At 66.7% G+C, this 18956-nt stretch carries 16 protein-coding genes, 1 tRNA gene and 1 pseudogene; 10 read left to right on the plus strand and 8 right to left on the minus strand.

Annotated elements, in window-relative coordinates:
• Positions 1-55: 55 nt before the first annotated feature.
• On the plus strand, positions 56-2305 hold the full coding sequence (locus H8F25_RS15745; RefSeq protein ID WP_197211213.1) for a molybdopterin oxidoreductase family protein: 2250 nt from the start codon (positions 56-58) through the stop codon (positions 2303-2305).
• A 543-nt stretch (positions 2306-2848) separates the two neighbouring features.
• Here the strand turns inward: H8F25_RS15745 and H8F25_RS15755 are convergent.
• Positions 2849-3889 carry an anthranilate phosphoribosyltransferase gene (locus H8F25_RS15755; protein ID WP_197213986.1) on the minus strand — a complete coding sequence of 347 codons (1041 nt, stop codon included), beginning with the start codon at positions 3887-3889 and terminating at the stop codon, positions 2849-2851.
• 297 nt (positions 3890-4186) lie between these two features.
• Between H8F25_RS15755 and H8F25_RS15760 the strand changes: the two genes are divergently transcribed.
• From H8F25_RS15760 to H8F25_RS15775, 4 genes are all read left to right on the plus strand, one after another.
• A complete protein-coding gene (locus H8F25_RS15760) occupies positions 4187-5785 on the plus strand; it encodes a ferredoxin--nitrite reductase (protein WP_197211215.1) in 1599 nt (532 codons plus the stop codon).
• A 708-nt stretch (positions 5786-6493) separates the two neighbouring features.
• Positions 6494-7813 (plus strand): CbiX/SirB N-terminal domain-containing protein, encoded by a 1320-nt coding sequence (locus H8F25_RS15765; protein ID WP_231596905.1) that lies wholly within the window; start codon positions 6494-6496, stop codon positions 7811-7813.
• Positions 7814-8146: 333 nt separating this feature from the next.
• Positions 8147-9574, plus strand: a complete 1428-nt coding sequence (locus H8F25_RS15770; protein WP_197211217.1) for a sensor domain-containing diguanylate cyclase — start codon at positions 8147-8149, stop codon at positions 9572-9574.
• Between the two features lie 108 nt (positions 9575-9682).
• The gene (locus tag H8F25_RS15775; RefSeq protein WP_197211218.1) at positions 9683-10003 is read left to right on the plus strand and encodes a helix-turn-helix transcriptional regulator; all 321 of its coding nucleotides are present in this window, start codon (positions 9683-9685) and stop codon (positions 10001-10003) included.
• 177 nt (positions 10004-10180) lie between these two features.
• Here H8F25_RS15775 and H8F25_RS15780 read toward each other — a convergent pair.
• The 4 genes and pseudogenes from H8F25_RS15780 to minD all read right to left on the minus strand — a co-directional run bounded on the left by H8F25_RS15780 (position 10181) and on the right by minD (position 11802).
• A tRNA-Thr gene (locus tag H8F25_RS15780) sits at positions 10181-10252 on the minus strand.
• A gap of 12 nt (positions 10253-10264) precedes the next feature.
• Complete coding sequence (locus H8F25_RS15785) at positions 10265-10507, minus strand: response regulator transcription factor (protein ID WP_197211219.1); 243 nt, start codon at positions 10505-10507, stop codon at positions 10265-10267.
• Between the two features lie 201 nt (positions 10508-10708).
• A pseudogene (gene minE, locus H8F25_RS18245) lies at positions 10709-10972 on the minus strand (cell division topological specificity factor MinE); the annotation flags it as partial.
• Between the two features lie 5 nt (positions 10973-10977).
• Positions 10978-11802, minus strand: a complete 825-nt coding sequence (gene minD, locus H8F25_RS15795; RefSeq protein WP_197211221.1) for a septum site-determining protein MinD — start codon at positions 11800-11802, stop codon at positions 10978-10980.
• A gap of 142 nt (positions 11803-11944) precedes the next feature.
• Here minD and H8F25_RS15800 point away from each other — a divergent pair, with 142 nt between their 5' ends.
• From H8F25_RS15800 to H8F25_RS15810, 3 genes are read left to right on the plus strand one after another with little or no spacing between them, the layout of a single operon-like run.
• Positions 11945-12943 (plus strand): phosphatidylserine/phosphatidylglycerophosphate/cardiolipin synthase family protein, encoded by a 999-nt coding sequence (locus H8F25_RS15800; protein ID WP_197211222.1) that lies wholly within the window; start codon positions 11945-11947, stop codon positions 12941-12943.
• The gene (locus H8F25_RS15805; RefSeq protein ID WP_197211223.1) at positions 12936-13529 is read left to right on the plus strand and encodes a chromate transporter; all 594 of its coding nucleotides are present in this window, start codon (positions 12936-12938) and stop codon (positions 13527-13529) included. Before H8F25_RS15800 ends, H8F25_RS15805 begins: the two co-directional genes overlap by 8 nt.
• On the plus strand, positions 13526-14194 hold the full coding sequence (locus H8F25_RS15810) for a chromate transporter (protein ID WP_231596906.1): 669 nt from the start codon (positions 13526-13528) through the stop codon (positions 14192-14194). The genes H8F25_RS15805 and H8F25_RS15810 overlap by 4 nt, the downstream gene beginning before the upstream one ends.
• A 3-nt stretch (positions 14195-14197) precedes the next feature.
• Here H8F25_RS15810 and minC read toward each other — a convergent pair whose 3' ends face one another.
• The 3 genes from minC to ctpZ are packed head-to-tail and all read right to left on the minus strand — an operon-like array spanning position 14198 to position 17413.
• Positions 14198-14869: a septum site-determining protein MinC gene (minC, locus tag H8F25_RS15815; RefSeq protein WP_197211224.1), complete on the minus strand. Its 672-nt coding sequence runs from the start codon at positions 14867-14869 to the stop codon at positions 14198-14200.
• Positions 14870-14888: 19 nt separating this feature from the next.
• Positions 14889-16181, minus strand: coding sequence for an HD domain-containing protein (locus H8F25_RS15820; RefSeq protein WP_197211225.1), 1293 nt, complete (start codon positions 16179-16181; stop codon positions 14889-14891).
• Positions 16178-17413 (minus strand): carboxyl-terminal processing protease CtpZ, encoded by a 1236-nt coding sequence (gene ctpZ / locus H8F25_RS15825; protein WP_370525765.1) that lies wholly within the window; start codon positions 17411-17413, stop codon positions 16178-16180. Before ctpZ ends, H8F25_RS15820 begins: the two co-directional genes overlap by 4 nt.
• A 143-nt stretch (positions 17414-17556) precedes the next feature.
• Between ctpZ and petB the strand changes: the two genes are divergently transcribed.
• Both petB and petD read left to right on the plus strand, forming a co-directional pair.
• Entirely contained in the window at positions 17557-18237 is a 681-nt protein-coding gene (petB, locus tag H8F25_RS15830) for a cytochrome b6 (RefSeq protein WP_197211227.1), read from the plus strand.
• Positions 18238-18291: 54 nt separating this feature from the next.
• The gene (gene petD / locus H8F25_RS15835; protein ID WP_197211228.1) at positions 18292-18774 is read left to right on the plus strand and encodes a cytochrome b6-f complex subunit IV; all 483 of its coding nucleotides are present in this window, start codon (positions 18292-18294) and stop codon (positions 18772-18774) included.
• The last annotated feature ends 182 nt before the right edge of the window (positions 18775-18956 follow it).

An 18956-nucleotide genomic window follows, 5' to 3' on the forward strand; every position in this document is an offset into this window, starting at 1 on the left:
GGGGTGCCCTGAGGCGCCCCCTTCGCTGTTTGTTCCGCTCAGCTTTCCATTGTTGATGACCGATTCGTCTGCCGACAGTGTGCGCAGTCAGTGTCCCTACTGCGGGGTAGGTTGCGGCCTGGAGCTCATGCCGCCAGCACAGCCTGGTCAGGCAGTGAAGCGCGATTCAGATGGTAACCCGATCTGGACCGCCCGCGGCGATCGCCGGCATCCATCCAGCCTCGGCCAGGTGTGCATCAAGGGAGCCACGGTGGGGGAGACCCTGGCCAGGGGGCGACTCACGCAACCGCTGTATCGCGCAGGTCTAGACCAGGAATTCCGGGCGATCGGCTGGGACCAGGCTTTGGAGCTCCTGGAGTGGCGTATCCGCAGCACCCTGGCCGGCAAGGGGCCGCGGGCCATCGCCATGTATGGCTCCGGGCAGTTCCACACCGAGGACTATTACCTCGCCCAGAAGCTGCTCAAGGGAGCACTTGGCACCAACAACTTCGATGCCAATTCCCGCCTCTGCATGAGCTCGGCGGTGGCGGGCTACACCCGCAGCTTCGGCTCCGACGGGCCTCCCTGCTGCTACGACGATCTCGATCACTGCAGCGTGGCTTTTCTGATCGGCACCAACACCGCCGAGTGCCATCCGGTGCTGTTTCAGCGGCTGCTCAAGCGCAAGAAACGCAATCCCAGGGACGTGACTGTGGTGGTCGTGGATCCCCGTTCCACTGACACCACCAAGGCCGCCGATCACCATCTGGCCATCCGTCCGGGCACCGACCTTGCCCTGTTGCATGGCCTTGCCCATCTGGTGTTGGAGGTCAGCGGCTTCGATGCCGACTTTATCGAGGAGGCCACCGAAGGACTGTCGGAGTTTGCCCAGCTGATCGCCGAGGCCACGCCGGCCCGCACGACCCAGATCTGTGGCATCACCGAGCAGCAGCTCAGGGAGGTGGCTGCCCTCTGGGCGATGCGGGATCGGATTCTCAGCCTTTGGTCGATGGGCGTGAACCAGCGACGCGAGGGCACGGCGGTGGTGTGCGGGTTGATCAACCTGCACCTGCTCACCGGGCAGATCGGCAAACCCGGCGCCGGGCCCTTTTCGCTCACGGGGCAGCCCAATGCCATGGGAGGTCGTGAAGCCGGCGGTCTGGCCCACTTGCTGCCGGGCTATCGCCTTGTGGTCAATGACGAGCACCGCGCTGAGGTTGAGAAAGCCTGGGGCTTCCCCCCCGGGTCGATTGCATCGGCTAGGGGGCTGTCGGCCTGGCAGCAGATCGAGGCGATGGAGCGCGGGGAGCTTGATCTGTGGTGGGTGGTGGCCACCAATCCTTTGGTCAGTCTGCCCAACCTCGAGCGGGTGAAGGGCGCGATAGCAAGCTGTCAGCTGGTGGTGGTGAGCGAGGCTTATGCTGATACTGAAACCTCGCATTATGCCCATCTGCTGCTGCCTTCCAGTCAGTGGAGTGAGAAGGCTGGGGCCATGACCAACTCCGAGAGGCGTGTCACTTACTGCCCCTCCTACCGCCCCCGCCATGGTCAGAGCCGGCCTGACTGGGAGGTGTTCGCTGAGCTGGGACGGCGGCTCGGATTCGAGCATCAGTTCAGCTATGGTTCCGCTGCGGAAGTGTATGCGGAATTCGCTGCTCTCACGGCCGGCCGGGTCTGTGATGTGTCCGGGTTGAGTCATGGGCTCCTCGTGGAACATGGTCCGCAGCAGTGGCCCTTCCCGCAGGGCAGCGAGCCCTGCGGTGGTTCAAAGCGGCTGTATGGCGATGCCTGCTTCCCCACCCCATCAGGGCGCGCTCGCTTTGTGGCTGACGCTGTGATGGGCCTGGCGGAGCCCCCCTGTGCGATCTATCCCCTTGTGCTCACGGTGGGCCGCTATCTGGGGCAGTGGCACACGATGACGCGCACGGCCAAGGTTGAGCGCCTGCAGACCATGCATCCCGAGCCGCTGCTCGAGATTCACCCCGATGACGCCAAGCGCTTCGGGGTGATGCATGGCGAGCTGGCGGCCGTGAGCTCAAGGCGTGGCAGCGTCACCGCCAAGGTGCTGGTGAGCGACCGCATTCGCCCCGGTTCGGTGTTTCTGCCGATGCACTGGGGGTTCAGCCAGGAATCGGCCTGTGAGGTCAATGTTCTGATGCATGAACAGTCCTGTCCCATCTCCGGGCAGCCGGAACTGAAGGCGGCTGCCGTGATCGTGGCTCCGGCGGTGTCGGTGGTGAAGCCCACGGAGCACAGTCAGGGCCGTCTGGAATTGTTGCGCCGTCTGTTTCGAGATGGTCATGCTTCTGCTCGCAGCAGAGCCTGAGAAGGCTGCAGAGCTGGTTTCCTGATCGGTGTGAATCGATGCAGCGATGACCTCGACGCTCCTACAGGATTTCTTTTTCTTTGTAGCGAGTCATGCGTCTGGCCATCGTGCTGGGAATGAGCCTGGGCCTCTGCCATGGCTGGATTGCTTCGGATCCGAATGCCCGGACGAAAACCGCTGCCTCTGCTCTGTCTGTAAGCCTTGTAACACTTTCTGATCCCGCGACTGACTTCCTGATGGAAGCGCGGCAATAGTGGAGTCAGCAATCGAAGTCTGACTCATGGCAAGGCAGGTGGCAGCAGGGATCACAGGACGCAGTCCTCTGGCTGTGTCTGCCGGTTTCCTCGGTGCTTTCGTTGTGGCATCCCTGGCCGTGCAGTTGGTTCGCAGCTATGCACCAGGTGATGCGGTCGTGGCTCCGGCCAGCGTCCGGATTGAACCTGTTTTGGCGCATCAGGCCGCCCTTTGGCAAACGCTGGGCCAGCCCTGAAGTCAATGGCTGTCAGGATTGTCCACCAGAACGGAATTCCTCCAGCGGGGGAGTCAGGCGAGCAGCCTGCTGCGATGCCCTTCTCCGCAACGGGCTGCCAACAGCGCATTGGACTGCTCCAGGGCCTGGTGAAGTGAAGGGTGCAGGCCAGCCAGCCAGAGATAAGCGGCCACATTCCAGCGCAGAGGCTCGGCAAGGGGGCCTGCTCCTCTGAGGGCTGCCAGAGCCTGCCCTTGCCAGGTTTCCAGGTTCTGCCAGGCCACCTCGTTGCCATGAAGGCCGTGGTCGCGTGGATGCAGCAGGATCCGCTCCGGCGCTGCATCAGCCCGCAGCCGCGCGGTGATGCCCGCCCGGCTTGTGGGCAGGTCGGCGGACCCTTCCAGGCCCTTCACGGTCACCACATCGGTCTCCTCGGCGGCTGCGAGGGCTTCCCAGGCCCGCTTCTCGGTGGGCGGGTGCACGAAGCCGCTCACCAGCAGGTGCTCACCTCGGTGGGGGGTCCACAGCAGCTCCAGGCTCGCCACCGGCGGCCGCTTGCCGATCGCGTCGCGAACCGGCAACAGTCGATCGGCGGCGGCGAAATGGTCGGGCTGATGGGTGAGCGCCAGATTGTGCAGCTCCAGGCGCTCCTGCACCGCTGTCAGGCTGAGGCCTTGCCAGTTGATGCCGATGGACCTGAACAGTTCGGCCAGGGTGACGCCGAATTTGACCGGCATCGGATCGCCGCCGTGCAGCACCACGGGCACCCCCGCACTGGCCAGCACCAGGGCGGTCAGCGGCAGCAACGGTGCGGTGCGGCTGCGCCCGTCGTAAGGCACGCCGAAGCAGAGGGCCCGACGCCCCGGAGTTTCCAGCACTGGGCCGTGGTTCCGGTAACTGTCGATCATGCCGGTGAGTTCGATCGGCAGCGGCCGCCGGATCCGGTGGGCGATCAGGAAGGCTCCCATCTGGGCCTCGCTCGCCTTGCCCCCCAGCATCAGGTCCATCGCTTCACGGGCTTCGTCGCGGCTCAGCCCGGTGCTGGTGTGTTCGCCGCTGCCCACCTTGGCGATCAGCTCGCGGAATCGGGCTCGCTCTGGTCCGAGTGCCGCCAGCCGCCGTTGCTGCCGGTCGGACGTAACCGCGTCAGCGATTGCGCTCTGCGGCGTGGTCCGCTTGCTCGGTAGCGGTTGCGACACGGAAACGAATAACGGGGTTGCACAATCCAGATTGTCTCCTGTCAAAGGAGCCCAAGTGACGTCAGGTCTTTGCCGCGGTCATCAGCTCGGCCTGGCATTCAATCCGCTCCCGGCGGCGTAGCTCTCATTGACGCTGACCTGGGCCCAACCGCATTCCATTCGTTAGGAGCGGCCTGGGCAGGGTGAAGTTCCAGCGTCCTGACGTGCCACTCCATGAATCGCTCCGAAGTTCCCGCCGATGCGCCCCCAGCCTCGATGGCGCCCAACCAGCCGCCGCTCAGCAAGATCGAGCAGGCCAAAGCCGAGCTCTGCGGTCTGGAGCTGGAGCCGCGGCTGGCGGAGCTAGCCGCCCAGGGCTGGGAGACTCTCGATGAGGCCACGCTCACGATCCGGCTCAAGTGGCTGGGCATCTTCTTCCGGCCCGTCACCCCCGGGCGCTTCATGGTGCGACTGCGTCTGCCCAACGGCGTGATTCGCTCCGATCAGCTCGAGGTCCTCGCCGAGGTTGTGGATCGGTGCGGCGAGCACGGCAGTGCCGACATCACCACTCGCCAGAACCTGCAGCTGCGAGGACTGCTCCTTGAGGACATGCCGCCGTTGCTGGCCGCGATGGCGGCCGTGGGGCTGACCAGTCGCCAGTCGGGCCACGACAACCCCCGCAATATCACCGGCAACCCCCTGGCCGGCCTCGACCCGGAGGAGTTCGTCGATACCCGGCCGCTGGTGGACGCGATCCAGACGAACCTGCTCGGCCCGCACGGGCCCCGCAACCTGCCGCGCAAGTTCAACGTGGCCGTGGGCGGCGCCCCCGACAGCTTCCTGCTCCACAACGATCTTGCCTTCCTGCCGGCCCGTCGTCAGGTCGATGGCGCCCTGGGCTTCAGTGTGATGGTCGGAGGCTTCTTCTCCGGCCAGCGCAATGAGCTGGCGGTTCCACTGGGTGTCTGGGTTCCAGCGGAACTGTTGCCTGACTTCACCCTGGCGCTGGTGCGCCACTTCTCCCGCTGCGGCGATCGGAGGGTGCGCACTCGCACACGCCTCTGGTATCTGATCGAGGCGATGGGCCTGGATGCCTATCGAGAAGAGGTGCTGCAGGAGCTGGTGGAGCTCGCCGGTGAGCAGGCCCGCAGCCTGGCCCTCCCCCATGACGGCAGCCATCTGGTCTGCCGTCCGCCGCGCGACATCTGTGGCATCCAGACCCAGAAGCAGCCAGGGTTGTACTGGGTCGGGCTGAACGTGCCGATGGGGAGGTTGGATGGCGAGGGCATGTTCGCCCTGGCCGATCTCGCTCGGCGCCACGGCACGGGCGAGCTGCGCTTCAGCGAGAGCCAGAACGTGCTGATCGCCTCGGTGCCGCAGGAGTCGCTCCAACCGCTCTGCGCTGAACTGGATCACCCCGCCCTGCACCACCGTTTCCGCCGCGATCCCGGACCGCTGATGGCGGAGGCGGTGAGCTGCACCGGCAATCGCTACTGCAGCTTCGCTCTCATCCCCACCAAGACCACGGCCCAGCAGGTGGTCGAGGAACTGGAGTCGCGTCTGTCGTTGCCCCACGGTATCCGCTTGCACTGGACGGGCTGTCCCAACGCCTGCGGTCAGCCCTACATGGGACAGATCGGGCTGATGGGGGCCAAGGCACGCCAGGACGGCTGCATGGTCGAGGCGGCGAAGATCTATCTGGGCGGGTCGATGGGGCCCGAGCCGAAGCTGGCTGAGCTGCACCACAAGGGGGTGCCGCTCAGCCAGCTTGTCGATGCGCTGGAGGTGCTGCTGGTGGAGCACCACGGAGCTCGGCCGCGCGTCGCCAGATGAACCAGAAGAACCGACGGCCGCTCGCGGTGTGCCGGATCTTCAGACGACGATCGAGCGTCACCATCACTTGCATGTCGTTGTGGTCGCTGACGCCATCCAGGAGCGCCTTGTTCCGGTCGGGGACCCGCCCAAGAGCAGCCGCGTCCTGCCAGAGCGGCTCCCTCGGTCCTGGTCGGTGTGGATGATCTCGGCATTCACCAGCTGTCGTGGAAGCAGGAACACCAGTTTCTGCTCCTTACGGGCCGCTGTACCCAGCGCCGGCTTCGATGTCCGCACAGGGACGGTCCCGGAGGTGCGGAGCCCGGCGTAGCTCACGCCTGTGCAGTTCACCGGAGCCGTGTTCGACGGACTGCTCTCGATCGAGGAGGGGACGGTTCTTCGGATGTGATGGCTTCAGGAAAGGCATCGGTCGTCACCACCCTTCAGTGCATCGATTCGTCGTGCTGGGGTCACATCCTGATCTACATCCCCATCGCCTGATCGTCTGCCTCCAGGCGGCCCGTGTCAGACCGTTCGCGCGTCCGATCAGCCGCCGCCCTCCACTTCAGTGCCTCGCCTTTCATTGCAGGCACCTCCACTGCGTGCGTGCCGCTGACCTCAGCTTCTTGTGCTGAAGCTCCGGCGGTTCCCAGGCCGGTGCTGATCGTCCCACTTCGATGACCGACCGCCACATCTGCCATGGTGAAACCACAGGCTGGAACCTCCGCCATGAAACCGCCGGTTGCCGTCTTGCCACCGACCCCGGCGGATCTGCCTCCGGTCGGGGATCCGGGACGCTGGGCGGCGTTGCAGCGGCTCCGGCGTCAGGCCCTCCTCGACGCCGCGAGCTGGGTGGTGGCTATCGAGCTCGGGGAGATCTCCCTTCAGGCCGACCTCATCGCCGTCCTGGCCCCCCATCTCGATGGGGGCATGGCCTGCCGGCTTCTCGACTGCTGGTTGGCGCGGTGGCCGGGCGAGGCTGCCATCCCCTCCCTGATCGGCGGCTGTCGCGATCCCCGCTGGGCGGAGCGACTGCGTCAGGCTCTCAACGAAGAGGGGGGCGATCGGCAGGTCCTGCTGCTTCCTCTGCTTGGTCATCAGCGCGATCCCACTGATTTTTCCCTGCTCAGCGCCCGGCTATGCGATCCCGGGCCGCTGCCGCTGCGCCAGGCCGCCCTGGAGGCCCTGAGTGTCGGACTGAGCGCATGGCCCCGAGACCGGTTGCGTCAGGCGTTGGCGGAGGTTGTCCGGGATCTGCATCCCGGCCTGGCCGCCTCGGCGCTTGATCTGCTGGCGCGATTGCCCTGCGCGCGAGCCGACCTGCTGCGCCTCAGCCGTCACCCCCTCGCTCCCTCTCTGGAGCCGCGCCTGCGGCGTCGTCTGTCTGCCCTGCCCGCCGCGCCGCTGCTGCTGCTGGTGCATGGCCGCTCCGGTGGTCGCATCCCGACCGAGCTGGAATCCCTGGCCACCGACCTGGAGCAGCGGCGCGGGGCGGCGGTGCAGCTGCTGGCGCTCACCGATCCGCGGTTGCCTTGCCCCCCGCCCGCCGAGCCCCTGGCGCCGGTGGCCACGCTGGTGCCGCTGCTGCTGTTGCCCGGAGGCCATGTCCGCCAGGATCTGCCCAGACTCACGGCGGAGATGAGACGGCGCTTCCCCTTGCGGCGCCTGCCGTTTCTGGGCAGCTGGCCCCTCTGGCAGCGGGCCCTGGCGGCGGAAGTGCGTGAGCTGGCGGCTTCGGTGGACACGGCCGGGGCGCCGCTGCTGCTGCACCATCCCCTGCAGGGCCCGTTGGCGGAGCGGTTTCTCTCCCTGCTGTCCCGGCGCTGCGGAGCTGTCTGCCTGCCGGCCTCCTTCGAGGACGCCACGGCCCTGCCCTGGCGCCATGAGGGCCGCCGCGGTGCCCACCCGGCTGTTCTGCCGCTGGCCCTGGCCGCCAACCGGCTCACCGACAGCCTGCTGGCGCTGGCGCCTGGGATGGGGGCGATGCCCCTGCTGCAACGGCCCCGGCTGCGGCAGGTGCTGCTGGAGACTCTGGAGGGCCTCCCGTGAAGAAACACGGCGGGCCGTTCAGGTGAGGTCGCAGCAGCTGGTCCCTTCCCCGTGTGTCCGGATCACCGTCATCGATGGCGACTTCCGCGCCATTCCTCTAGAAAGAAGGGGAATCGAATGAGCCCTCTGGCTGTCGTGCCCGCCGCGGAGAAGAGGCCGGCGGTCGTGCAGGCGTTGGCGAAGACCCTGCGGATGGCGGGCCGGGGTGGGCGCCGGGGCCGATGGGCCGGGTGGAAGTCGCGTCTGGGGCTACGCCTGTAGGGACGTCCACGCGCCTCGGCCGTTTCCGATCGGAGAGTGCCGTGGCGCAGCGGCATCGCGGTGCTGCCCCGCATGCCGTTGCTTCCCGCCCTTGGCCTGCTGCTGGCTCTTGGTTTCGGCAGCTCCGCCCTGATCAGCTATCTGGCAGCCCGCGCCTCGAACGAGTCTCAGATTGCCGGAACCACCCTGCCCCTGAGTGCCGAGACAATCGATGCGGAGCTCGAGAGCCAGCTGTTCCAGAAGGTGGCGGTGGCGCGGGCGATGGCGGCCAACACGTTCCTGGAGCAGTGGCTTGAGGCTGGCGAGCAGGATCCGGCCCAGGTGATCGCTTACCTCAAGGGTGTGCGGAGGGAGATCGGCGCCACCACGGCCTTTCTCGTGTCGGAGTCGAGTGGCCGCTACTACCACCCCGACGGTGTCCTCAAGCGGGTGTCCCGCAGTGACCTCCGTGACGCCTGGTATTTCCGTTTCCGAGAGCATCCGGCTCCATTCGAGATCAACATCGATCGCGATACGGCTGATCGGAGTCGCGTCACGGCCTTCATCAATCAGAAGATCCGTGGCCCGCAGGGACAGCTGCTGGGCGTGATCGGGATCGGCGTCGAGGTGAACACCCTGACCTCCCTGCTGCGGCACATGGAAGAGCGCTACAGCAGTGAGGTGCTGTTCAGCGATTCCCAGGGCCGCATCCTGCTTTCCAGCGCGGGCAACGCCATCTCAGGGCCCAAGGTCCTGGCCGATCTGCCCGGCCTGCGCCCCCATGTGGACCGCATCCTGTCGCGGGCGAACACGGCGTTTCAGTACGCCAATGGAGGTGGGCAGATCTTCATCAACAGCCGCCGCCTGCCCGAGCTGGACTGGTGGCTGCTGGTGCTGCAGCGCAGTGGCCCCAATCAGGGAGGCATCCTCACCACGCTGTTCAACAATCTGCTGATCGCGCTGTTGATCACCCTGGTGGTGCTCTGGCTGGCAAATCTCACGATCGGCGACTATCAGCGGCGCCTTGAACAGCTCGCCACCACCGATCGGCTCACCGGCCGGCTCAACCGCACGGCCTTCGATCCGCTGTTCGCTGGCCTCACACAGGCAGCCCTGCGTCGCGGCGAGTCTCTCTCCGCCCTGCTGGTGGACATCGACCACTTCAAGGCCATCAACGACAGCCAGGGCCATCCGGTCGGCGACCGGGCCATTCAGCTTGTCTGTGAGCGGATGGCCGCCCGGATCCGTCACAGCGATCAGCTCTTCCGCTGGGGTGGAGAGGAGTTTCTGCTGCTCCTCCCAGCCTGCGAGCCGGAGGCGGCGGAGCGGATGGCCTGGGATCTCTGCAGGGCGATGCGCGCCCAGCCCCTCTGTGATGACCAGCTCCACATTCCGATCACGGTCAGCATCGGGCTGACCGGCTGGCAGCCGGGGGAAGACCAGCATGCGCTGCTGGCCCGCGCCGACCGTGCGCTCTATCAGGCCAAGCAGGCGGGCCGGGACCGGGTGGTTCGGGCCTGAATCCGGTCAGCGGCTGTGGATCCCCCGACGGCCGCTTCTCGCGTCCCGGAGCCGATTCGGCAGAATGAGCCATCAGATTCGGGTCCGTTGATGGCAGTGCCGGGCACCATGCCTTCTCCACAGCTTTTGGACGAGTACTGCCAGTTCTTCCGGCTGCTGAGTGAACCGGCCAGGCTGCAGCTGCTCTGCCATCTGCGCCAGGGGCCGATGGATGTGGCGTCGCTGATTGCTGCCACCGGCTTTTCCCAGTCGCACATCAGCCGCCAGCTCGGCCAGCTTCAGCGGGCCGGCCTGGTGCGGTGCGAGCGCGATGGTGTCCGCACGATCTGGCATGCCGATGGTGATCTGGTGGAGGATCTCTGCGCCCTGGTGCAGAACAGGCTGCGGCAGCGTCTGGAGAATCAGCTGCAGCAGCTGGGACGCGGCTGAACGGCGGTCGATGACGATGGCTGGATGGACCGGTACGCCAGGTCACGGAGGACGCACGATCTGCTGCAGCGCCAATGTCGACCGACGCCGACGCAGGCAGATCCACCAGCGTGGCGAGGCGCTGAACACCTGGAGCGGCCCACTCCCTCAGCCCGATCAGAGTGCGTCGCATTCAGAAGCCGGCTAACGGATTTGAACCGATGGCCTTCGCTTTACAAAAGCGCTGCTCTACCGCTGAGCTAAGCCGGCTGGCAATTCACTTTACGCGTGCGCCTGGCTCCAGAGCGTCAGTTGAGTGCGGTTGCGGCAGCCGGTCTTGGCCAGGAGGCTCGAGACATGGCTTTCGACAGTCCGCGGACTGAGCACGAGTGCCTGGGCGATTCCCCGGTTGCTCTCCCCCAGGCGGAGCAACGCCAGCACCCTGGCCTCCGCTGGGGTGATCGTCCCCAACGGGGTGAAGGCCGCGGGCTGCAGGCTGGACAACTGGGGGCTGCGAAGACGCATCGCGGCAGGTCTGCTGCCTTGAGTGTTCCCGGCTTCGGTCGCCGATGGAACGGGGGCTCAACCCGGAAGGGGCGCCACGGCCGGATCGCTGCTGGCGTTGCCCTCGGCTGTCTCGCCGTCAGCGTTGAGAGTGTCTGATTCGGTTGCCGCAGCCGCGCCCGGTTCCGCTCCTGCTTCGGCATCACCCTCGACGGGCAGGGGTTGCGGCCGCGTGCGCTTGATCGGCAGGTTGGCCAGCAGGGCCGTCACCCGGTCCTCGGTTTCCAGGCTGACATCGCAGCTGTCCAGGTCGATCTCCACGTAGCGCTGCACCACCGCCAGGATCTCGCGGCGCATCTGCTCCAGCAGTTCCGGATTGAGGTCGCTGCGGTCGTGGGCAAGCACCAGCTGCAGGCGCTCGCGAGCGGTGGCGCCGCTGGGTTTCTGGCGGCCCAGCAGGCGGTTGACGTAGTCCAGCAGGGTCATCGCCTTCAGAAGAATCCGGTGGTGGTCCTGAGTTTGTGCAGCAGCCGGGCCCGCAGGCCCCGGCGCTCCCGGGTGGGGTCGTTGAGCGGCACCTTCTCGCCGCAGAGGCGGCGGGCGATGTCGCGGTAGTCGCGGCCGGCGGGAGACGGATTGTCCTTGAGGGTCAGTGGCTCACCGCGGTTGGTGGACACGATCACCTGCTCGTCCTCCACCACCAGCCCCAGCAGCGGCAGGGCGAGCAGGTCGCTCACCTCATCGACCGACAGCATCTCCTGGTTCATCACCATCCTGGGGCGCACCCGGTTGAGCACGAGCTGCACCGGCTGCACATTCATGGTGCCCAGCAGGCCGATCACCCGGTCGGCGTCGCGCACCGCCGACACCTCCGGGTTGGTCACCACAATGGCCTCGGCGGCCGCCTCCGCGGCGTTGCGGAATCCCTGCTCCACACCGGCAGGAGCATCGATCAGCACATAGTCGGCGCGGGCGGCCAGCAGCGCCACGATGCGCTGCATGTCCTCCGGCGTGAGCCACTCCAGCATGCGCGGGTTGCCTGCAGGCAGCAGCGTGAGTGACGGCACCTGTTTGTGTTTCACCAGGGCCTGCTCCAGCCGGCAGGTCTCACCGAGCACGTCCTGGGCGGTGTAGACGATGCGGTTCTCCAGACCCAGCAACAGGTCGAGATTGCGGAGGCCGAAATCGGCATCGAGGACGGTCACCCTGTGCCCCAACCTGGCCAGGGCGATCCCAAGGTTGGCCGTGAGGGTGGTCTTGCCGACCCCCCCCTTGCCGGAGCAGATGACGATGGTGCGGGCGGAGACGGACGACACGGCGGCGTAAGGCGTCGCCGCAGACTAAGGCCAGTCGTCCGGAGGCCGGGCGATTGCGGCCGGACCACCATGAGGTGGCCGGAGCGACTCGACAGCACCTGCTGCCTCGCCTAGAACGGCCGTTCTCCTGTGCGTCGGATCGATGACCCTGGCCCCCCCGTCACACCAGCGTCTGCTGGTCATGCCGGATGACAGGGCGCAGGCGGTGGTCGATCTGATCGATGGCGCACGCACCCAGCTGCTGCTCAAGCAGTTCAAGCTGCAGTCCGAGGCGATCCTGCAGGCCCTTGAGCGTGCTCATCAGAGGGGCGTTGAGGTGCGGGTGATGCTCAATCCCCACACCTCCGGCGGCGACCGCTGGAATGACGAGGCCTACGCCACGTGCAAGAAATGGGGTTTGCAGGTGGCCTGGAGCCATGAGGCCTTCCCGGTCACCCATGAGAAGTCGATCGTGATCGACCGTGAGGCGGCGCTGATCGCCACCTTCAATCTGTCTGACAAATATTTCACCCAGACCCGCGATTACGGCGTCATCTCCCATGACCCTGCCGTCGTCGCCCAGGTGATCGCCGGCTTTGAGGCTGACTGGCATCGCCGCTTCTTCGAGCCCGAGCTTTCCGTCGGGCTGGTCTGGAGCAGCGCCCACAGCCGCGGTCAGATGGCCCGCATCATCGATGCTGCCCGCGAGACCCTCTGGATTCAGCATCCCAAGTTCGTCGACGCGGTGATCCTCGAGCGCATCGTCTGCGCCAGGGATCGGGGCGTAAAGGTGCGGGTGCTGTGCGGCGGCAAGCATGGCATCAGCGACTGGGACATCTACGACACCTTCTCCTCGCTGCGGATCATGGAGCGATTCGGTGTGAAGATCCGCCGGCAGAAGCATCTCAAGCTGCATGCCAAGTTGATTCTCGTCGATGGGCACTTCGCCCAGACCGGATCGATGAACATCGATCGCAGCGCCTTCGATGTGCGCCGCGAGCTGGGCATTGAATGCGATGCCCCGGAAGTCGTCGGCCGGATGAAGGACGTGTTCCAGTCCGACTGGGATCAGGCCAGCAAGTACAGGGCCCCCGATCCGCTCGATCCCAGTGCGCACGAGCACGGTGAGCTGCCGCCCGATCCCCATTTCGTGCATGACTGAGGCCGCCTCGCCCGCTTCCGCGCCACCACCGAGCTACCGCCAGTTGTTCATCGGCATGCTGCAGGTGGCGCTATCGGCATTCGGTGGTGGGCTCTCGGCCTGGAGTCAGCGCATCGTCGTCGAGCAGCACCGCTGGCTCACCAACGAGCAGTTCCTCACGGGGCTCACGGTGGCGCGCCTGTTTCCAGGGCCGAATCAGATCAATATGGCGGTCTACATCGGTGCCCATTTCCATGGCATCCGTGGAGCCATGGCTGCTCTGGCCGGCATGTTGATTGTTCCCTTCAGTCTGCTGATGGGGTTCGGTGTGCTTTATTTCAGCGTCCATCAGCTGCCTGCCGTCGACCGGGTGCTGGCCGGTGTGGTCGCCGCCGCGGCCGGGATGGCCCTGTCGATGGGCTTCAAGATCCTCGATCAGTACTGGAAGGATCCCGTCGCTCTGCTCCTGGCGGCGGCCACTTTCGTGGCGATGCAGTTCTTCCATGTGCGGCTGGTCCCACTGGTGCTGATTGCCGGTCCCCTGGCGATGGCCTGGTACTGGCCGCGCCGGGGCCAGGCGATGCCGGCGGCTGAGGAGAAGCCGTGAGCCTGATCCCTTCCCTCCTGGCTGCCGCATCTGTTCTGCACACCACCGGCACCCAGGCTGAGGCCGCCTTGAGCGGTGACGTCGCCAGGGCCTGTCAGGCCACCGATCTCGGCGACTGGCGCAATCTGGTGGCGGTGATCTGGGATTTCCTCAGCCTGTCGCTGTTCTCGCTGGGGGGTGGCAACACGCTGCTGAGCGAATATCACTATCTCAGCGTCAGCAAGTACTGCTGGCTCACCTCCAGCCAGTTCGCCGACATCTATGCCCTGGCGGAGGCCGCCCCAGGCCCCAGTTCGATGATCGTGGGCCTGCTGGGTCTCGGAGCCGCCTGGAAGGAGGGCCCGTTCTGGGGGGTGCTCAGCGGTTTCACGGCGGAGGCGGCGATCCTGCTGCCTTCCACGCTGGTGATGGTCGTCGCCTGCCTGAGCTGGAACCGGATGCGCGATTCGCCCTGGCGGCTCGCGTTTGAGCGGGCGATGGGGCCGATCACCCTCGGCATCCTGTTCGCCGTCGGCCTCAAGATCCTGCATACCGCCGACACCAACACCCCTGGAGTGATCGTGTCGGTGGTGGTCTGCATCCTGATGCTGCGCACTCGCATTTCCCCCCTCTGGTTCATGGCCGTGGCGGGTGTGCTCGGCGCTTTCGGGGTGATCAACCGCTGACGTTCAGCTGGGCAGCGGCCAGACCGGGGAGGCCGGATCGATGCGGATCTCGCCATCCACCAACCTGGCCTCCTCCGCCTGGCCGGCCTCCGGAGCCTCCTCCGGGCCGCGGGCGACGGCCCCGGCGATGCGCAGCTGCAGTGGGCGCAGCTGCAGGGCCGTGATGCAGGCTTGGGCATCCCCATGGCAGCCGGCGTGGGCCATGCCCCGCAGCCTCCCCCACACCAGTACGTGACCGGCGGCGCTGACCCGGGCCCCGGGATTCACATCCCCCAGCAGCAGCACCGAACCTTCGCTCTGCAGGTGGTCGCCGGAGCGCAGGGTGCCGCGGTGGATCGTCAGGTCGCCAGGCATTGCCGTCGACGTCGTCGGGGTGAGGTCGCTGCCGGCTTCCGTTTCCAGCCCCAGGGCGGCAGCGGCCACGAGCGTTTCCGCACGCCGCGCTGCCACCCGCTGCAGCACCAGCTCCTGGCGTTCCAGCAGGTCCTGAATGGCGCGCAGCTCCCGCAGCCTGAGCCACCATTCGCCGGCCTCCAGGACAACGGCGCCCCGCAGCGGCGTGTTCCCCAGGCAGTAGCGCACTTCCTCGATCGGCGTCGAGGCGCTGCGCAGCTCCGGCAGCCGCAGCCGGTGAGGCTGACCCGCGGGGAGGCCTGGAATCAGGGAGGCGGCCATCGCTGGGCGATCAGTGGATTCAGGGTAAGGAGAGGGGCCCCGCTCCGGAACCCTGGCCCGAAGGCGGTTCCCGTTGCCTCAGTTCCCGCTCCAGTGGTTCGCTCACCTCGCGTGGATGGATCAGCCAGGCGCTCTGCTGGCTTCGGGCCAGGGTCTCCACCAGGGGCGAGCGCTGTTCCAGGGCTCGCAGGTCCTGGCCATCCCACAGCCGCAGGCCGCCTTTGTAGGAGTGGTATCCGCGGCTGGAGCGCTGCTGCAGCGCGCAGGTGCCTTCCGGATCAAGCCCTGCACGCGCGGCCAGGCTGCGGGCCCGGGCGAGCAGTTCCAGCCGTTCGCCGCTGCTGCAGGTGCTCACATCCGCGGCCCGCAGCAGGCGGCGGTCCATCAGCCGGCCACACGGATCGGCCAGCTCCGGCGGGCCCTCCTCACGCCAGCGCAGCAGGTGGTAGCCGCTGCGGATGTCGTCGTTGGCCAGGTAGCCGTCGATGTCCAGGTCCCCCTGCTGCCAGAGCCAGCGGGCCATGGGGCCATCGGCCGGCACATGGTCGGGCCCCAGCCGGCGGGCCACGGCGACGGCGCGGCAGAGCAGCCAGGTGCTCACCACATTCAGCCGGTGGTTGTAGACGGAGCGATACATCAGGTGGCGCACCACCAGGTAGTGCTCCACCGCCATCAGACCCTTGGGGTGCACCGCCAGCTGGCCGTCGGGGGCGAGGGTGAGCGAGGCCAGGATCCGCTCCAGATCCAGCTGGCCGTAGCTGGTGCCGGTGCTGTGGCTGTCGCGCAGCAGATAGTCGAGCCGGTCGCAGTCCAGCTGGCTGCTCACCAGGGCGGCGATGGCGCGGCAGGGATGACGCCCGTGCTCCAGCAGGTCCGCCACCTCGCCGGCCAGTCCGGGCCGTTCGGCCTCCAGCCGGTCCCGCAGCTGCGGATGTTCACGGATCAGCCGGCCGGACCAGCTTTCGTGCCGCAGTCCGAACATCTCCTCGCCGGAGTGGCTGAACGGGCCATGGCCGATGTCATGCAGCAGGGCGGCCGCATACAGGGCGCTGCGCTGCGTGGCGAGTTCCGGGGCCAGCCGCACCAGGTGGTCCAGGGCGAGGCGGGCGATGTGCAGCACGCCGAGGCTGTGGGTGAAGCGGCTGGACTCGGCCCCCTGAAAGGTCAGGTAGGCGGTGCCCAGCTGGCGGATGCGCCGCAGCCGCTGGAAGGGCGCGGTGTCGATCAGGTCGATCACCAGCGCCTCAGCGGGGTCGTTGTGATCGAGCCGGATCGCCCCATGCAGGGGGTCGTGGTAGGTGCGCAGGCTCATGGGGCGTCGCCCTGGAGGATCCGCTCCACCAGCAGGTCCTCAGCCTGCGTCATCCAGGGGTCGTCGGCTCCGCCGGGGTTCAGCGGCTCCGGACCCTGCAGCGGCAGATCCGGCTCGATGCCGAGGTTCTGGATGTCGCGGCCGCCGGGGGTGAGGTAGCGGGCCACGGTCACCGCCAGGCCGCTGCCATCCCCGAGCGGGATCAGGGTCTGGATCAGTCCCTTGCCGAAGGTGCGGCTGCCCACCAGGGCGGAGCGCCCGTCGTCCTGCAGGGCCCCCGCCAGGATTTCACTGGCACTGGCGGTGCCTCCGTTCACCAGGGTGAGCATCGGTCCGTCGAACAGCTGTCCAGGGCCGGCCTGCTGAATGTCCTGCAGGCCGCCGCGGTCTTCGGTGGCCACGATCGTGCAGCCATCCAGGAGGGTGTTGGCCACCGCCAGTCCCGCCTGCACCAGGCCACCGGAGTTGTTGCGCAGGTCCAGCAGCAGCCCTTCGATCGGCGGCTGCTTCGGTGCGTCGCTGCTGAAGGAGATCAGGGCCTCGCGCACCTGCTGGGGCACCGTTTCACTGAACTGGGTGATGCGCAGGAGTCCCAGGCTGTGGCCGTCCCGCTGGAGGCGGGCGGTGCGCACCGGCCTGAGGTCCACGTCCCGGCGTTTGAGCACCACCTCTCGCGGCTTCCCGCTTCCCGGTGGTCGAAGGCTCACCAGGACTTCACTGCCGGAACTGCCACGCAGCCTGGCGGCGGTGGCTTCCAGCCCCAGCTCGGTGCAGGGTTGCCCATCCACCGAGAGCAGCTCGCTCCCGGACAGGATGCCGGCCTCAGCAGCGGGTGAGCCTTCCAGAGGGGCAATCACCACGATCCGCTGGCCGTCGCGCAGGGCCAGCTGCAGTCCAACGCCGCTGACGGTGCCTCGGGTGTTCGAGCGCAGGCTGCTGAATTCAGCGGGCCTCAGCAATCGGGTGTAGGGATCGCCGATGGGGGTGAGCATCGACTCGATCGCGTCGTAGGCGTCCGTCGAGCTCAGGATCGGTCGCTCCAGCGTCTTCTGTCGCACCTGCCGCCAGTGCATCTGTTCCAGCTGGTCGGGGTCGACGTAGCTCTGGTTCACCAGCCGCCACGCTTCCACCACGAGCTGTTGGGCGTCGCTCAGGGCCAGGGCGGGTCGGATGGCAGGCCCCAGCAGCAGGGCGATGGTCAGCAGGGCTGCCCAGCCGCAGCGGAGGTTCAACCCGAACCGACGGGGCTGCCGAGTCCGGATCCGGCCGCAGAGCCCTGTTGCAAACGGTTGAGCGGGGGGAAACGGGGGGCCGGAGGGGCTCACGGGCGGGTCGAGACGGTCGGTAGACTCTCGCAACCAAAGCCCCACGCTGCATGGCGAACTCGTCTCCTGCCGCACCTGACGCCAAGAACCCCATCTACAACTGGTTCGACGAGCGTCTGGAGATCCAGGCGATCGCCGATGACATCTCCGCGAAGTACGTGCCCCCGCACGTCAACATCTTTTACTGCCTCGGTGGCATCACGCTGGTCTGTTTCCTGATCCAGTTCGCCACCGGCTTCGCGATGACCTTCTACTACAAGCCCACTGTGGTGGAGGCCTACAACTCGGTGCAGTACCTGATGACGGATGTCAGCTTCGGCTGGCTGATCCGCTCGGTGCATCGCTGGAGCGCCTCGATGATGGTGCTGATGCTGATCCTGCACGTCTTCCGCGTGTATCTCACCGGTGGCTTCAAGCGCCCCCGTGAGCTCACCTGGGTCACGGGCGTCACCATGGCCGTCATCACCGTCTCCTTCGGCGTCACCGGCTACTCGCTCCCCTGGGATCAGGTTGGCTACTGGGCCGTCAAGATCGTCAGCGGTGTCCCTGCTGCCGTTCCCGTCGTCGGCGATTTCATGGTTGAGCTGCTGCGTGGCGGTGAGAGCGTTGGCCAGGCCACCCTCACCCGCTTCTACAGCCTTCACACCTTCGTCCTGCCCTGGCTTCTGGCGGTGTTCATGCTCATCCACTTCCTGATGATCCGCAAGCAAGGTATTTCCGGTCCCCTCTGATCGGTACGAGATCTGGTCGAACCGCCCTACGCTTCCCATCACGCCCCCCCAGCCATGCACATCCTCAAGAAGCCTGATCTCACCGATCCCAAGCTGCGGGCCAAGCTCGCCAAGGACATGGGCCACAACTATTACGGTGAACCCGCCTGGCCCAACGACCTCCTCTACATCTTCCCGGTCGTCATCCTCGGCACCATTGCCTGCCTCGTCGGTCTGGCTGTCCTCGATCCGGCCATGCTGGGTGATCGGGCCGATCCCTTCGCCACTCCTCTCGAGATCCTCCCCGAGTGGTACCTCTACCCGGTGTTCCAGATCCTTCGGGTGGTTCCCAACAAGCTTCTCGGCATCGCTCTGCAGACCATGATTCCTCTGGGTCTGATGCTCGTGCCCTTCATCGAGAGCTTCAACAAGTTCCAGAATCCGTTCCGTCGTCCGATCGCCATGGCGGTCTTCCTGTTCGGCACTCTGTTCACCATCTACCTGGGTATCGGCGCTGCTCTGCCGATCGACAAGTCCCTCACCCTTGGTCTTTTCTGAGTTATCGGGCCTTGGAGGGGCCTTCTCCCAACCCATCTCCCAGTAGCCGCGGCTGATGCCGCGGCTTTTTTGTTGTGCAGGCGTACTCCCCAGTTGTGTTGGCCGTCTGCTGAATCCAGCAGGATCCGCTGGTCATGGGAGTGGTGCTGATCCCGATCCCCCGGCGAGGATCGGGGGCGAAG

The organism is Synechococcus sp. CBW1004 (assembly GCF_015840715.1).
In the GTDB taxonomy this organism is placed as follows: Bacteria; Cyanobacteriota; Cyanobacteriia; order PCC-6307; family Cyanobiaceae; genus Cyanobium.

Coding starts and splice junctions, on each gene's coding strand:
- H8F25_RS15745 (WP_197211213.1), top strand. CDS start 56: ATGACCGATTCGTCTGCCGACAGTGTGCGCAGTCAGTGTCCCTACTGC.
- H8F25_RS15760 (WP_197211215.1), top strand. CDS start 4,187: ATGAATCGCTCCGAAGTTCCCGCCGATGCGCCCCCAGCCTCGATGGCG.
- H8F25_RS15765 (WP_231596905.1), top strand. CDS start 6,494: ATGAAACCGCCGGTTGCCGTCTTGCCACCGACCCCGGCGGATCTGCCT.
- H8F25_RS15770 (WP_197211217.1), top strand. CDS start 8,147: ATGCCGTTGCTTCCCGCCCTTGGCCTGCTGCTGGCTCTTGGTTTCGGC.
- H8F25_RS15775 (WP_197211218.1), top strand. CDS start 9,683: ATGCCTTCTCCACAGCTTTTGGACGAGTACTGCCAGTTCTTCCGGCTG.
- H8F25_RS15785 (WP_197211219.1), bottom strand. CDS start 10,507: ATGCGTCTTCGCAGCCCCCAGTTGTCCAGCCTGCAGCCCGCGGCCTTC.
- H8F25_RS15800 (WP_197211222.1), top strand. CDS start 11,945: ATGACCCTGGCCCCCCCGTCACACCAGCGTCTGCTGGTCATGCCGGAT.
- H8F25_RS15805 (WP_197211223.1), top strand. CDS start 12,936: ATGACTGAGGCCGCCTCGCCCGCTTCCGCGCCACCACCGAGCTACCGC.
- minC (WP_197211224.1), bottom strand. CDS start 14,869: ATGGCCGCCTCCCTGATTCCAGGCCTCCCCGCGGGTCAGCCTCACCGG.
- H8F25_RS15820 (WP_197211225.1), bottom strand. CDS start 16,181: ATGAGCCTGCGCACCTACCACGACCCCCTGCATGGGGCGATCCGGCTC.
- petB (WP_197211227.1), top strand. CDS start 17,557: ATGGCGAACTCGTCTCCTGCCGCACCTGACGCCAAGAACCCCATCTAC.
- petD (WP_197211228.1), top strand. CDS start 18,292: ATGCACATCCTCAAGAAGCCTGATCTCACCGATCCCAAGCTGCGGGCC.